The 12759-nt window shown below is 65.3% G+C and carries 17 protein-coding genes and 1 riboswitch; of the genes, 2 read left to right on the forward strand and 15 right to left on the reverse strand.

Features of this window, described 5'->3' with window-relative positions; translation table 11 throughout:
• Positions 1-53: 53 nt before the first annotated feature.
• The 11 genes from J7E80_RS17750 to J7E80_RS17800 form a co-directional block, all read right to left on the reverse strand.
• Positions 54-191 (reverse strand): hypothetical protein, encoded by a 138-nt coding sequence (locus tag J7E80_RS17750; protein ID WP_215053542.1) that lies wholly within the window; start codon positions 189-191, stop codon positions 54-56.
• A 98-nt stretch (positions 192-289) separates the two neighbouring features.
• Positions 290-652 carry a hypothetical protein gene (locus J7E80_RS17755; protein WP_215053543.1) on the reverse strand — a complete coding sequence of 121 codons (363 nt, stop codon included), beginning with the start codon at positions 650-652 and terminating at the stop codon, positions 290-292.
• A 59-nt stretch (positions 653-711) separates the two neighbouring features.
• The gene (locus J7E80_RS17760; protein WP_311380874.1) at positions 712-1107 is read right to left on the reverse strand and encodes a CrcB family protein; all 396 of its coding nucleotides are present in this window, start codon (positions 1105-1107) and stop codon (positions 712-714) included.
• Complete coding sequence (locus tag J7E80_RS17765) at positions 1104-1556, reverse strand: CrcB family protein (RefSeq protein ID WP_215053544.1); 453 nt, start codon at positions 1554-1556, stop codon at positions 1104-1106. Before J7E80_RS17765 ends, J7E80_RS17760 begins: the two co-directional genes overlap by 4 nt.
• Positions 1557-1597: 41 nt before the next feature.
• Positions 1598-2314 carry a metal-dependent transcriptional regulator gene (locus J7E80_RS17770; RefSeq protein ID WP_215053545.1) on the reverse strand — a complete coding sequence of 239 codons (717 nt, stop codon included), beginning with the start codon at positions 2312-2314 and terminating at the stop codon, positions 1598-1600.
• Positions 2315-2345: 31 nt separating this feature from the next.
• Positions 2346-3104: a class I SAM-dependent methyltransferase gene (locus tag J7E80_RS17775; RefSeq protein ID WP_215053546.1), complete on the reverse strand. Its 759-nt coding sequence runs from the start codon at positions 3102-3104 to the stop codon at positions 2346-2348.
• A 76-nt stretch (positions 3105-3180) separates the two neighbouring features.
• A complete protein-coding gene (locus J7E80_RS17780) occupies positions 3181-4590 on the reverse strand; it encodes an aminotransferase class V-fold PLP-dependent enzyme (RefSeq protein WP_215053547.1) in 1410 nt (469 codons plus the stop codon).
• A 34-nt stretch (positions 4591-4624) separates the two neighbouring features.
• Positions 4625-4738, reverse strand: a riboswitch (SAM riboswitch).
• A 170-nt stretch (positions 4739-4908) separates the two neighbouring features.
• Complete coding sequence (gene hisN, locus J7E80_RS17785; RefSeq protein ID WP_215053548.1) at positions 4909-5721, reverse strand: histidinol-phosphatase; 813 nt, start codon at positions 5719-5721, stop codon at positions 4909-4911.
• 66 nt (positions 5722-5787) lie between these two features.
• The gene (locus tag J7E80_RS17790) at positions 5788-6903 is read right to left on the reverse strand and encodes a ribosome small subunit-dependent GTPase A (protein ID WP_215053549.1); all 1116 of its coding nucleotides are present in this window, start codon (positions 6901-6903) and stop codon (positions 5788-5790) included.
• Positions 6887-8263, reverse strand: a complete 1377-nt coding sequence (aroA, locus tag J7E80_RS17795; protein ID WP_215053550.1) for a 3-phosphoshikimate 1-carboxyvinyltransferase — start codon at positions 8261-8263, stop codon at positions 6887-6889. Before aroA ends, J7E80_RS17790 begins: the two co-directional genes overlap by 17 nt.
• Before the next feature lie 6 nt (positions 8264-8269).
• Positions 8270-8818, reverse strand: coding sequence for a DoxX family protein (locus J7E80_RS17800; protein WP_215053551.1), 549 nt, complete (start codon positions 8816-8818; stop codon positions 8270-8272).
• 484 nt (positions 8819-9302) lie between these two features.
• On the opposite strand from J7E80_RS17800, the gene J7E80_RS17805 reads away from it, so the two are divergent.
• Both J7E80_RS17805 and rsrA read left to right on the forward strand, forming a co-directional pair.
• Positions 9303-10046: a sigma-70 family RNA polymerase sigma factor gene (locus J7E80_RS17805; RefSeq protein WP_215053660.1), complete on the forward strand. Its 744-nt coding sequence runs from the start codon at positions 9303-9305 to the stop codon at positions 10044-10046.
• A complete protein-coding gene (rsrA, locus tag J7E80_RS17810) occupies positions 10043-10303 on the forward strand; it encodes a mycothiol system anti-sigma-R factor (RefSeq protein WP_215053552.1) in 261 nt (86 codons plus the stop codon). The genes J7E80_RS17805 and rsrA overlap by 4 nt, the downstream gene beginning before the upstream one ends.
• An 85-nt stretch (positions 10304-10388) precedes the next feature.
• Here the strand turns inward: rsrA and J7E80_RS24700 are convergent, their stop codons facing one another.
• The 4 genes from J7E80_RS24700 to J7E80_RS17825 form a co-directional block, all read right to left on the reverse strand.
• Positions 10389-10463, reverse strand: a complete 75-nt coding sequence (locus J7E80_RS24700) for a 50S ribosomal protein bL37 (RefSeq protein ID WP_369299106.1) — start codon at positions 10461-10463, stop codon at positions 10389-10391.
• Between the two features lie 107 nt (positions 10464-10570).
• The gene (locus J7E80_RS17815) at positions 10571-11185 is read right to left on the reverse strand and encodes a PadR family transcriptional regulator (protein WP_215053553.1); all 615 of its coding nucleotides are present in this window, start codon (positions 11183-11185) and stop codon (positions 10571-10573) included.
• Entirely contained in the window at positions 11185-12012 is an 828-nt protein-coding gene (locus tag J7E80_RS17820) for a DUF4097 family beta strand repeat-containing protein (protein WP_215053554.1), read from the reverse strand. Before J7E80_RS17820 ends, J7E80_RS17815 begins: the two co-directional genes overlap by 1 nt.
• A 90-nt stretch (positions 12013-12102) precedes the next feature.
• Positions 12103-12702, reverse strand: coding sequence for a GDSL-type esterase/lipase family protein (locus J7E80_RS17825; protein WP_215053555.1), 600 nt, complete (start codon positions 12700-12702; stop codon positions 12103-12105).
• Between the last annotated feature and the right edge of the window lie 57 nt (positions 12703-12759).

Raw genomic sequence — 12759 nt, forward strand, 5'->3', positions numbered from 1 at the left:
AGCAAACAAGAACGGAGCCGGAACCGGCCCCGTTCTTGTTTGCTTTTATGTGGCTAAGACCGTTTCTTCAGGTGCGCAACAGGATCCGGAGCTCCCTCAACGGGCCCCTTGGCCTTCTTGTCCGCGCGTTTTTGTTTGATGGTCTTGCCCGCTTTTTTCTGCTGATGCGTGTGTGGTGACTTGTCCGGCATGGCGTGCTCCCTCGTCCGAGGAGCAGGAGTGCCCCTCCCTACGTAAATTACGCCTGTTTCGCCACGAATGTAATGCCCCGGAACGGGAGCCAGAAGGCTTAGACCGAAACGTCCGAGATGCCCACGAAACGGGTGCCCACGCCGTCGAACTCGCTCCTGACGAACCCCGGTGCGGGCGCCGGAATCTCGGCCGGACTATGGTGGCTGCAACTGACGTAGGTAAACTCAGGCCACCATTTCTTCGGCCTGGCGGCCTCCTCATATCCGCAGACATCACAGCGCAGATGGACCCAGACCGGGCGCTTTCCGGTCCGGTTCGCCCGGGACTGGAGGAGCCACTGGGGAGGATTGTCAAGGATTTCGCCCAGTTCGGCTTCGGTCATCCGGCTGGGAATGCCGTGGCGCTGGGCCATCTCCAGTGGTACATCAAGGGCAATTGCCGCATCGCGTCTGCTAATCATCACAGTCCACGATACGGGAAGACATGACCGATGCTGCCTCCGCGAACCGTTCCCGCCGGTTACCCGCCGCCCAGCGCAATCCCTGCCGCTGCAATCCCTGCCGCCGCAGCCGCGAAGCCGGCCAGCAGGTTGGCGCCAACGTTGATGACCGCGGCGAAGTACCGCCCCTCGCTGACGAGCCTCACGGTGGCGGTGGTCCAGGAACTGAAGGTCGTGAGGCCGCCGGCCAGACCCGTGGCGAGCGCGGTGTGCCACTCGGGTGCGAGCACGCTGCTGAGGCCAATGGAGAGTCCTATGATGAAGCACCCTGCGACATTGACCAGCAGCGTGGCCCATGGCCAGTGGCGGCGGGGCGTGGGGCGGCCGGCCAGCAAAGTGTCCACGGCAAACCTGATCAGGGCGCCGGCAATGCCGAACAGTCCCACCAGCAGTGGCGCCAGAACTCCCGCCGTCACGGACTGCCCGATTTCCCTGCGCCGAACGCCTTGCCGGCCTTCCAGCCTGCAGCTGCGGCGCCGAGCCCCAGCAGGACGGACAGGACGAGGTAGAAAATCCACACGGTGTGGAGCCCACCGCCTGCCAGCTGGTCGACTGACCCCACGACCGCGGAGAAGGTGGTGAAGGATCCCAGCAGGCCGGGTCCGATGGCGGCGCGAAGCCAGAAGGCAGTGTGCGGCCGCGCGATCCAGATGGTGGTGAGCATGCCGAGGACGAAGCTTCCGGCCACATTAATGGCCAGCGTGGCCCACGGCACGGCACCGGTGGAATCGGGAAACAATACGCCCAGCCCGTACCGGAGTTCGGTGCCCACCAGTCCACCGGCGGCGACGGCGGCCCAGACCCGCCAGCCGTGGCCGCTGGGTGCCTTCACCTTCGGTCCCTTGTCAACGGCCGCAGTCTTCATGCGGCTTCAGCATTCACCGGCAGCCCACGACGGGAGCCTGCTCACCTGGAGACGGCCATCCGGCACCCCGGGTGCACCCCTTCGCTGTGCACCCACAGTGCCGAGGCGACTTCGTCGGCGAGATCGAAGTCGCGGCTTCTCCCGGCCGATCCGATGCGCACAACGAGCGCTCCGCCGAAAGGCTTGCGCCCCATGACCTCGACGTCGGCGTCCAGGTCAATCTCCTCGGCGGCAAGGTAGCGCAGCAGCTCGGGATTCTCGTCGCTGATGCGGGTGATCAGGCCTGTATGGCCCTCATCGAGTTCGCTCAGGCGGTGGGCGCGCGGTACCTGCACTGTGCCGTCCGCGGACGGGATGGGGTCACCGTGAGGATCCCTTGACGGGTTCCCGAGCCTGGCGGCCATCCGCTCGATAAATGTATCGGAGACGGCATGCTCGAGCTGCTCGGCTTCGTCGTGCACTTCATCCCAGCTGTATCCGAGATCCTGCACGAGGTAGGTCTCAATGAGCCGGTGCCGGCGGACCATGGAAAGGGCAAGGCGCACCCCCTCCTGTGTCAGGGTGATGGCGCTGTAGGGCTTGTGGAGAACGAGGCCCTGATCCTTGAGCTTGCGCACCATCTCTGAGACCGAGGAATTGGCGACGCCGAGGCGCTGCGCCAGCTGCGTGGATGTAATGGGCTTGTCCTGCCACTCCGTGAAGGAGTAGATGACCTTGACGTAGTCCTCAATCGAGGAGGAGGGCGTGCTGGTCTTCACGCCTCCAAGCCTACCTGCTGTAGAGGCGGCATCATGATCTGACGGCCCGCCATGTCTGGGTGAGGTAGGGGAGGCGCAGCACTTCGTCCTCTGCGTGCCCCAGATGGTCATGGAGGTACCAGCCGAGGTTGTTGGCGACCTTGTCTCTCGTGGCCGCGTTAGCGGCGAGGTAATAGCTGCGCGATTTGGTGAGTTCCAGGATGTCCGCTGTAGTGACTGGATCCTCCCACCGGGTGAGATGGCTTTCCAGGCCGGTGAACTCCGGACCGACCGGGGGACGGAAATGCGGTTTGTGGACGTCCCCTGCATGCATGATGCGTGAGAGCCTGTGGACCCAGGGCACGGAGGTGTCCAGCTGGTTCCAGATCAGACCAAGCACGCCGCCGGGCCTCAGGATCCGGGCGATCTCAGTACTGGCCCGCAGGGGCTCGCACCAGTGCCATGCCTGCGCCACCGTCACGACGTCGAAGGCAGAGTCCGGCAGCCCCGTTTCCTCTGCCGTGCCCTCCAAAGCCGTGACCGTCGGGTAGGCGCTGCGGAGCTGGTCAAGCATGTCGGGGGAGGGGTCGACGGCGCTGACGGTCAGGCCACGGTCGACGAGTAAGGCCGTGAACTTGCCGGTGCCGGCGCCTATGTCAGCGGCAGCCCGTGCTCCGGCAGGAACGAGCCAGTCCGCGGATTCGGCAGGATAACCGGGACGGACACGGTGGTAGTGCTCGCCGCCGTCCTGAAAACTTTGACCGAGTTCCTGCCGCCGCCCATGGTCGAGTTTGGGACCACCCCGTGCCACGTGCCGTCTCCTTAGGGCAGGCTGGAAATTTACCCTTCGAATTTACCGCATTTGTGACTGCGCCGTTTGGCGGCCGTCAGTCCAGGGCGCAGGGTGCTGCCCCTGCTGTGCCGGGCGTGTTGGGTGCCCAGTGCGGGTAGCTGCGGGTGTCGTTGGCGGGAACCCAGCGGCCCGAGTCCACCACGTAGTCCCAGCCGAGGCCGCTGCCGCGCAAATCCTCGATGCCGGCGAGGAGGCGCTGGGCGTCCTCAAGCCGGGATCCGAGGCCAAAGCTCGCGCGCAGGGAGCCCGAGGGCAGGCCCAGGCGCTTCAGGAGCGGGTGGGCGCAGAAGCGGCCGTCACGCAGTCCGACACCATGCTCAGCGGACAGGTAGGCAGCCACCAGGCCGGCGTCGTAGCCTTCCACCGAGAAGTTCACCACACCGATGGTGTCGGTATCCGGGTCGGTGTCCGAGAAGATCTGGTGCACCGTGACACCCTCGATCCTCTGCAGCCCCTCGACGAGGAACGACCGGATGGCGGTCTCATGCGCGTGCCAGTTCGCCTGGTCCAGGGCAGCGATCACCTGGGTTGCACGGGCGAGGGTGGCGGCGCCCAGGACGTTGGGTGAGCCGCCTTCATGGCGGGCAGGGCCGGTGGTCCAGCTGACGCCGTCGAGGCGGGCTTCGCTGACTGCGCCACCACCGGCGAGGTGCGGGGTGCCGGCGTCGAGCCAATCGGGGCGTCCTACCAGGACGCCGGAGCCGAACGGTGCGTAGAGCTTGTGACCGGAAAAGGCGAGGTAGTCGACGTCGTCCGCGGCGATGTCGATCCGGCGGTGCGGCGCGAGCTGTGCCGCATCCACCACAATCCGGGCACCGAATTCGTGCGCCAGCGCGGCGAGCCGGCGGATCGGCAGGATTTCGCCGGTGACGTTGGACGCGCCGGTCACGGCGAGGAGGCTGACGTCGCCGTTCTCGAGCTCCGCGCGGAGGCTGGCCACCGTTGCCTCAAGGGTGTCTGATGCCACGATGCTCCGGTGCGGCACTCCCTGCCACGGCAGCAGGTTGGCGTGGTGTTCGATGTCGAGATACAGGACTTCGCCCGTGTGCCGCTGGTCCTCAACGGGAAGGCAGCCCGCCAGCAGGTTGAGGGAATCAGTGGTGTTGCGGGTGAAGATCACGGAGTCGTCCGGGCGGCCTCCGACAAATTCGCGGACGATGTTCCGGGCATTTTCATAGACCGACGTGCTGATCTGAGAGGCGTAGCCCGCGCCGCGGTGCACACTGGCGTAGAACGGCAGGATCTCGTTCAGGTACGCCGAAACGACGGACAGCGCAGGGGCCGAGGCGCCATAGTCGAGGTTGGCGTAGCGCACGTGGCCGCCCTGGATCAGCGGAGCCTGGATCTCGGCGCCGGTAACTGCTGCCAGCGGCCGTCCGGCGGCGGCGAAGCGATCGTCGAGCAGGCCGGCGCCGGTGTTGGAGGAGAAGGTTGCAGTAGTCATGGGACCTCGCTGTGAAAGGACCCCTTGTGACGGGGATCCGCGCTTGCCGTGTCCGTTCCGGACCGGCCTGGTCGTCACCCGGGGCACCCCACCGCGAATGGAGGGTTGCCGGCCAGCAAACCGGGGTTTCACGCTGGCACTCGTGACCTGTAAAGAGCGTAGAACATGACCGCGGCCCATGAAAAAGACGGACGTGATTGTTAAGCCGTTTGTTACAGCACTGCTTCATATGGGCAGTTTGGTGAACATACGACGGCGGACGCCTCCGTGAGGGGGCGTCCGCCGTCGAATATTTCTTTGGGAGGCTCTTGAGCCGAACTACAGCAGATCGTCCAGCTGCGGGTTGAGTCGCTTGAGAACCTCCGAATGAAGGATGGAATTGGTGGCCAGGGCGTTGCCGCCAAACGGGCCGTCGGTTCCTTCAAGCGAGGTGAAGCGGCCGCCCGCTTCCGTGACGATGGGCACCAGGGCGGCCATGTCATACAGGTTCAGTTCCGGCTCGCAGGCGATGTCCACGCAGCCTTCGGCCACCATGCAGTAGGACCAGAAGTCGCCGAAAGCGCGCGTACGCCACACATCTTCGGTGAGGGCGAGAAATTCGTCCAGGTTCCCGCGCTCCTTCCAGCCGCCAAGGCTGGAGTAGGACAGTGATGCGTCCGACAGCCTTGAGACATTCGAGACCTTCAGCCGGGTGGCTGCGGCAAGCGAACGGCCCATGTAGGCGCCGGCGCCCTTGGCTGCCCACCAGCGCTTTCCGAGCGCCGGTGCGCTGACCAGGCCCACGACAGGCTCGCCTTCGTCAACCAGCGCGATCAGTGTGGCCCAGACGGGGACTCCGCGGACGAAGTTCTTGGTTCCGTCGATGGGGTCAATGATCCAGCGCCGGGAGCCGTGGCCGGAACTGCCGAACTCCTCGCCGAGCACGGCATCGCGGGGGCGGGAACGGGACAGCTGGCCGCGGATGGATTCCTCGGCGGCTTTGTCGGCATCGGTCACCGGCGTCAGGTCGGGCTTGGTTTCGATCTGAAGATCAAGCGCCTTGAACCGGCTCATGGTCTGGTCGTCCACGGAATCCGCCAGTACATGGGCCAGGCGCAGGTCGTCGTTATAGCTCGAAGCGGGTTGGGTCATGGTTACAAACTACCGTCAAAAAACCGGCGGGGCGGGGATGTCCGTACGCCGGGGGCGCTGGGAAGCCTAGCTGACGCTTCCCAGCTCCTTCGTTTCCTGGGCCTCCAGGCGGGGATCAGTGCCGAGCAGACGGCGCAGGGAGGCAAGACGTGCAGGGCCGGAGGGACCGGCATGGCCGGCCTCAACCCAGGCGTCCACACCGCAGTTGACGGCGGTGGCGTCGTGCTTGCAGCCGCGTTCACAGGCCTCAGTGCCGGGCTCCAGATCGGGGAAGGAGTGCAGGATCCGGTCCGGATCCACGTGGGCCAGGCCGAAGGAGCGGATCCCCGGCGTGTCAATGATCCAGCTCCCGGTGGGTGCGTCCGCCAGCTTGAGAGCAAGGGCCGACGACGACGTGTGCCGGCCGCGCCCGGTGACCGCGTTGACGCCTCCGGTTGCCCGCTCCGCGCCGGTCAGCGCGTTCACCATGGTGGATTTGCCGACGCCGGAATGGCCCAGCATGACGGTGACCTTGCCGTCCAGATGGGCGCGCAGCTGGGACACGGCGTCACGGTCGAGGCGTGCGGACAAGCCGTCATCAGAGCGGGCATCGATGCCGGACGCCGCCGAATCAGCCGTACGGCTGATGATGACGGGGAAGTCGAGGTGACGGTAGTTGTCCAGCAGCTCCGACGGGTCCTTGACATCGGCTTTGGTGACAAGCAGCAGGGGCTCGATGCCGGCGTCGTAAGCGGCCACGAGTGCGCGGTCGATGAATCCGGTGCGGGGCTCAGGATTCGCGGCCGCAACCACCACCACCAGCTGGTCCGCGTTGGCGACCACTGCACGTTCAATCGGGTCTGTATCATCCGCGCTGCGGCGCAGCAGCGTCTTCCGGTCCTGGATCTTCACGAGGCGGGCCAGCGTGTGCGGAGCTCCCGATACGTCACCCACGAGGGAAACGAAATCCCCGGCAACCACTGGCGAGCGGCGGAGTTCGCGGGCGCGGGCCGCGATCACTACCCGCTCGTCACCGGAACCCTCACCCACCACTGCCGTGTAGCGGCCGCGGTCAACGGTGATGATGCGTCCGGTGACGGCATCCTCATAGGCGGGCCTGTCCTTGGTGCGGGGCCGGGTCCCCTTCTTGTTCGGCCGGATCCGGACATCGGACTCGTCCCAGGAGTCAGTGCTGCGCGCCACCGTTGGTCCCTGTTCCGTTCCCCTGCGCGAGCATGTCCGCCCACAGCCGCGGGAAGTCCGGCATGGTCTTGGCCGTCGTGCCGATGTCCTGGACTTCGACGCCCTTAACAGCCAGCCCCAGGATGGCGCCGGCAGTGGCCATCCGGTGGTCCGCGTAGCTGCGCACCACGCCGCCATGGAGCTTTGCGGGGCGGATGATCAGTCCGTCGCCCGTCTCTTCGGCGTCCCCGCCGAGCCTGTTGATTTCCGTGACGAGCGCCGCCAGCCGGTCCGTCTCGTGGCCACGGAGGTGCGCAATGCCGCTGAGCCGCGACGTGCCCGAGGCAAGCGCGCAGAGCGCGGCGACGGTAGGGGCGAGCTCGCTGGTTTCCGCGAAGTCGGCACCCCTGATTTCGCTGCCGCCGGTGACCGTCAGCGTTCCGTCCTCCAGCGTCACGGTGGCGCCCATCTCCGGCAGGATGCTCCGCCACATATCGCCCACCTGGGTGGTGTGCTCTGGCCAGTCCGGAATCCGGACAGTGCCACGGGAGGCGAGGGCCGCGGCCAGGAAGGGCCCGGCGTTGGAAAGGTCCTGCTCGATCCTCTCGTCAAACGCCCGGACCGGGCCCGGGCTGACGATCCAGTTGTTCGGCAGGGAGTCGTCCACCTCCACGCCGACGCCGCGCAGCACGGCCACGGTCATGTTGATGTGGTCCAGGCTCGGCACGGACTCGCCAGCATGTTCAAGGTGCAGACCTTCGGTGAAGCGTGCACCGACGAGCAGCAGTGCCGAGACAAACTGGGATGACGCGCTCGCGTCGATGACCAGATGGCCGCCGCGGACCTCTCCGGTTCCCTCGACACGGAAGGGCAGCGATGAGGGTGTCCCGCCGTCGTCGCCGCGCACGGCGACGCCGAGCGCCGTCAGTGCCTCGATGATGGTGCCCATCGGCCGCTCCCGGGCGTGGGGGTCTCCGTCGAAAACGGACACCCCGTTTCGCAGTGCGGCCAAAGGCGGAACGAAGCGCATGACCGTGCCGGCCAGCCCGCAGTCAATGGCGGTGTCCAGCGCGCCGGAAGCCGAGGAGATGGGCGTTATCTCGAGGTCGGGGCCGAAGGCGCCGTCGCCCGGCACCTCGCGGACATCTGCACCGAGCTGGCGCAGCGCACCAATCATCAGCGCGGAATCCCTCGAGTGCAGCGGGGCCCGCAGCCGTGACGGCCCATCTGCCAACGCAGCGAGCACAAGATATCTGTTGGTCAGCGATTTCGAACCGGGGACGCGAACGGTGGCGTTAACCGGCCGCTCCGCAAACGGCGCGGACCAGTTCACATCAGCGCTGGTGCGGTCAGGGGACGCGTCCGTGGTGGATTCTGTCATTCCTGCCTATGCCCCTACCGCTTGGTCTACGACCTTGCGCACTGCTTTGTCAGCCTTGTGCAGCTTCTTGCCAGTGGTCTTGCGGGCGTCCGCAGCCAGATGGCTGGCAGTTTTCCGGGCATCTGCGGCAAGGTGTTCAGCGCGCCAGGCCAGGCTCGGCTTGCCTGCGGTGTCCACGGAGGCCAGCAGCACACCACCGGTCAGGGTGACGTTCTTGAGCAGCTGGGTGCGGCGCGCGTCCCGGCCTTCCTTGCTGCTGATGTCGGCACTGCGCCACTCAACGAACGCGTTCAGCCCTGAGATAAGAGCCAGGAGGGTTGCCGACAACCGCGCGAACTTGCCGGTGGCGAACAGGACCCCGGCGCCCACCTGGGTTCCGCCGATGACCCGGGCCAGGACTTTCTCATTGGCCTGGAATGGCAGCGCATCCGCTGCACGGCGCAGGAGGGGGGACAGCTGTTCCACAGTGTCGTCCGAATTCTTGAGCTTCTCTACGCCGGCGAGGACAAAACTTGAAGCCAGCATCGGCCGGGCGAGAAAACGGACAAAGGACATGAATTTCCTCCTGGATGGACGAGCCGCGTGCCGCGGCGGAGTCGGTTCTAGTCTTGCACTTTTGCGGAATATTTGCCCGCGCCGTGTCGTTGTGCTGTTCAGGTCCGGAGCATCCCGGGACAGTAGTCCTGGACCGTCACCGGGATTAAACATGGTTGGGCAGTGTTTTGGCTGGCCCCTGCGGCGAAGCCTTCGTGGAAGTTTTCACGGGGCCGGGCGGGGAGGCACAGGCACTTGACCGGTCTGGGATGCATGGCGTTCCAGGCCAATGGGTGCCCGGCATGCGGAAAAGTGGAGTGGAGATGGAGCTTTGGCTTTGGTGAAAGACGCTATGGACCTGCGGGGACCGATTGACATGTCGGAGTTTGACGCGCGCGTGTTCGACGTGGCGCTGGCGGAGCCGGCTGCCGACTCCTATGGGGCCGCGCCCGGCGCCACGGCGGACTCCAGGGCTGCTCCACGCGTGACAGTAGACTTGAAGGCAATGAGCACCGTGGATCCGGCCCTAGAGGCCACGCAAGAGGGCGCCGGGAACGGCGCCGACGACATCGGCACGCCGGGCACCGGCATGCCGCAGCCAGCAGAGCCGGCGGAGGAAATCGACGTCGCCACCGAAAGTGCGGAAGCGCGCCGCGTCCGGTTTGAGCGCGATGCCATGCAGTACGTGGACCAGCTGTACTCGGCTGCCATGCGCATGGCCCGGAACCCCTCAGACGCGGAGGATCTTGTCCAGGAGGCCTACACCAAGGCGTTCTCAGCCTTCCACCAATACAAGCCCGGGACCAATCTGAAGGCCTGGCTGTACCGGATCCTGACCAACACCTACATCAACCTTTACCGGAAGCGGCAGCGCGAGCCGCTGCAGTCTAATTCGGACACCATCGAGGACTGGCAACTCGCCCGGGCTGAGTCGCACACGTCCAGCGGTCTCCGTTCGGCAGAGGCTGAGGCCCTGGACCACCTGCCTGATTCCGACGTCAAGCGCGCCCTGCAGGCGATTCCGGAGGAGTTCAGGCTGGCAGTCTACTTCGCCGACGTCGAGGGCTTCGCCTACAAAGAAATTTCAGACATCATGAACACCCCCATCGGCACTGTGATGTCGCGGCTCCACCGCGGCAGAAAGATGCTGCGGGACATGCTGGCGGATTACGCCGCCGAGCGGGGATTCAAAGCTGCTGCCGACCCCAACGCAGCAGCGGAAAGCAACAAACAGGAGAACAGGAAATGAGCGACTGCCAGGGATTGGGCGATTGCGACGACGCCCGGATGCAACGTATCTACGAGTATCTGGATGGTGCCCTGACCCGCAGTGACATTGCGGACATCAAACAGCATCTGGATGAGTGCCCGGAATGCACGGAGCAGTACGACCTCGAGTGCGTCATCCGCAACATGGTCAAGCGGTCCTGCACCGAGGCCGCTCCGGAAAACCTGAAGCACGCGATCCTGGACAGAATCCACAACATCCGGCCGGTGGAGGCCTGACCCAGGCCGTCACTCCAAAACGAAGTGTCCCCGCAACCGAGAGGCTGCGGGGACACTTCGTTTAAGCTTCGGTTCAAGCCGTGGCTTAGGTGTTGGGGCGCTTCCCGTGGTTAGCGCCGCCACGCTTACGGTCACGACGTTTACGTGCACGTTTGCTCATAGCTGGCCTCCTTAATATCGGTACTCAAAAGAGCTGCCCTCAAGTCTCCCACATCAGGGGACGGGCCGCGAACCGGCGACCGGGGAAGTCCGGACATCGTGAGTGGCTCAGCTTTTCAATGAATTCCGGATCGAAATGCGCGCCTGATCCAAGACGGTCCGGACCGTCTCCAAGGTCACCGGAGTGAGGGGCTGCATGCCTGCCCGTGTGCGAAGTTCCACCCGCAGATCGTCCCTGAAGGTCTGGAGCAGCATCTCCGCTTCCTTGAGCATGCGCTGGGCATCGGCGGATGACCGCGGGGTAGACGGGCGCTGATCCGACGATGAGGCGGCGGATCGCGCGGCTTCCGCCGTGGCCGCCAAGTCGGCCCTGAGCCCGCGCATGTTGCTGCGGATATCCGCACGGAGGTCGTCTGCCAACCGGCGAACGGATGTCGAGATGTCATTCTCGACGCCAGCGAGCTCGTCCCTGCGGCTGTTAAGCTCGGCCAGGCCTGCCGCCGTGATCCGGTAGTTGGTGCGCCGCCCTTCGGATTCCGTCGCTACCAGCCCCTCTTCCTGAAGCTTGCCCAGCCGCGGGTAGATGGTGCCGGCGCTGGGGGAGTAGGTCCCGCCGAACCGCTCGCTGAGCGCCTTGATCAGTTCATAGCCGTGCTTGGGGCCGGACTCAAGGAGCGCCAGGAGGTAGAGGCGCAGTGCCCCATGGGCAAACACCGGCGGCATCAGAGGCCCGCTTCGGCGTCCGCGGGGGCTGGGCTGTGGAAGATGGACGTCTTGCCGGACACCGAATTGGTGCGGACCAGCATCAGCTTCGCGTCCGGCCCGGCAATGGTCTGCACTTTGCCGCCGGGCTGACTGTACTTCTGATCATCGATCACCACGGCGCCGCTGGCCGCTTTGGCGACGATGTCCACGCCCACGTCGTGAGGAAGCCTGATGGTCAGGTCGCCGGACACCGAGTTGGCTCCGAAGTCCTGGGTGAAGTCCTGCAGGTCAAAGCTCATGCCGCCGCTCACCGTGTTGGCCCGGATATGGCTGAACCGGCCCGACGCCGTTACTTCGCCTGAGACGCTCTTTGCGGTCAGCACTCCGCGGTGGTTCCTGGCAATGACCTCGCCGCTGACGGTGTTGACATGCAGGTCACCGGATGTGCCGTCCGATATGACCGAGCCGGAGACGGTGTTGAGCCTGATGTGGCCGGTGATCCCCGACACGAGTCCGTCGCCACTGACGGTTCCGGCCTCGACGTCAACTCCGGACGGCAATGCAAGGCTGACCACCACTAAGTTGGGGCTGCTGTTGTTGACGGAGCCCATCAGGTTCTTGAACCAGCCCTGCGGGCCGTGCAGCTGGTGCCTGACTTCCAGCCTGCCGTCACTCACCGTAACTGCCAACGGGTCCCCGTGGACCTCCGAGATCTCGATCCGGACCACGTCTTCGTCATGGGTGACGATGTCGAACCGGCCCCGGACAATGCCAAGCTTCAATGATGAGACGCCGTCGACGTCAATGGTTTGCGGACCGGTGACGGCCCACGAATTCTCTGCCATGGTTTCCTCCGCTTGCGATATATCGTGACTATGGGGCCACGATATACCGTCGCGGGAGCACGATCAAGATATATCGCGAGTCGTCTTTCCCTATTCGGGAGTGTCCATGCCCAGCCACTGGAACCAACCGCGGTGGAGAACCAGCCACGCCATGAGCCCGTAGCCTGCCTGGCCGGGAGTGCCCCCGTTGGCGGCGAGGTCCTGGCGCCATTGCTCGTGGTTCAGCAACGGTGAAAACGTGTCCACGTAGAGGTGCTTGCGGCGCGTGGTGACGTCCGCGAATGCAGTGTTCAGCTCCCCGAGCCGGCGGTTGTGCACCGGATCCAGCGCGGGCGGCGGTCCGACGACGAACACCTCAAGCCTCTTCTGCGTGGCCGAATCAAGAATGTTGGCGAGGTTGAGCCTGCTGCGTGCGGTCGTGAGGCCGAATTCAACGTCGCGCCCCGAGAGGCCGATCACCAGCCGGTTCTCGTGCTGGTCGCTGAACCTCCGGCCGGCTTCCTCAAGCCACCGCCCGGCGAGGCCCTCGGTGCCTTCCTGGGGGCAGGGAAGGGCATAGCTCTCAACGGTCATGCCGTCCTGTGGAGTGCGGGCCAGGACACGGCCAAGCCAGCCCAGCGCCCGAGGATCCCCGAGTCCGGCCAGCAGTTCATCTCCAACAGCTGCAATCCGCAGCTTCCTGTCTTCCACTACTACCTCTTCACTTAAATTGAGGGCGTGCCCCTGAGTTCCGGACATTCCTGCGCG

The organism is Arthrobacter sp. ISL-28, from assembly GCF_018613875.1.
GTDB lineage: Bacteria > Actinomycetota > Actinomycetes > Actinomycetales > Micrococcaceae > Arthrobacter.

Coding starts and splice junctions, on each gene's coding strand:
- J7E80_RS17765 (WP_215053544.1), bottom strand. CDS start 1,556: ATGAAGACTGCGGCCGTTGACAAGGGACCGAAGGTGAAGGCACCCAGC.
- rsrA (WP_215053552.1), top strand. CDS start 10,043: ATGAGCGACTGCCAGGGATTGGGCGATTGCGACGACGCCCGGATGCAA.
- J7E80_RS17805 (WP_215053660.1), top strand. CDS start 9,303: ATGAGCACCGTGGATCCGGCCCTAGAGGCCACGCAAGAGGGCGCCGGG.
- hisN (WP_215053548.1), bottom strand. CDS start 5,721: ATGACCCAACCCGCTTCGAGCTATAACGACGACCTGCGCCTGGCCCAT.
- J7E80_RS17750 (WP_215053542.1), bottom strand. CDS start 191: ATGCCGGACAAGTCACCACACACGCATCAGCAGAAAAAAGCGGGCAAG.
- J7E80_RS17820 (WP_215053554.1), bottom strand. CDS start 12,012: ATGGCAGAGAATTCGTGGGCCGTCACCGGTCCGCAAACCATTGACGTC.
- J7E80_RS17800 (WP_215053551.1), bottom strand. CDS start 8,818: ATGTCCTTTGTCCGTTTTCTCGCCCGGCCGATGCTGGCTTCAAGTTTT.
- J7E80_RS17755 (WP_215053543.1), bottom strand. CDS start 652: ATGATTAGCAGACGCGATGCGGCAATTGCCCTTGATGTACCACTGGAG.
- J7E80_RS17815 (WP_215053553.1), bottom strand. CDS start 11,185: ATGCCGCCGGTGTTTGCCCATGGGGCACTGCGCCTCTACCTCCTGGCG.
- aroA (WP_215053550.1), bottom strand. CDS start 8,263: ATGACAGAATCCACCACGGACGCGTCCCCTGACCGCACCAGCGCTGAT.
- J7E80_RS17780 (WP_215053547.1), bottom strand. CDS start 4,590: ATGACTACTGCAACCTTCTCCTCCAACACCGGCGCCGGCCTGCTCGAC.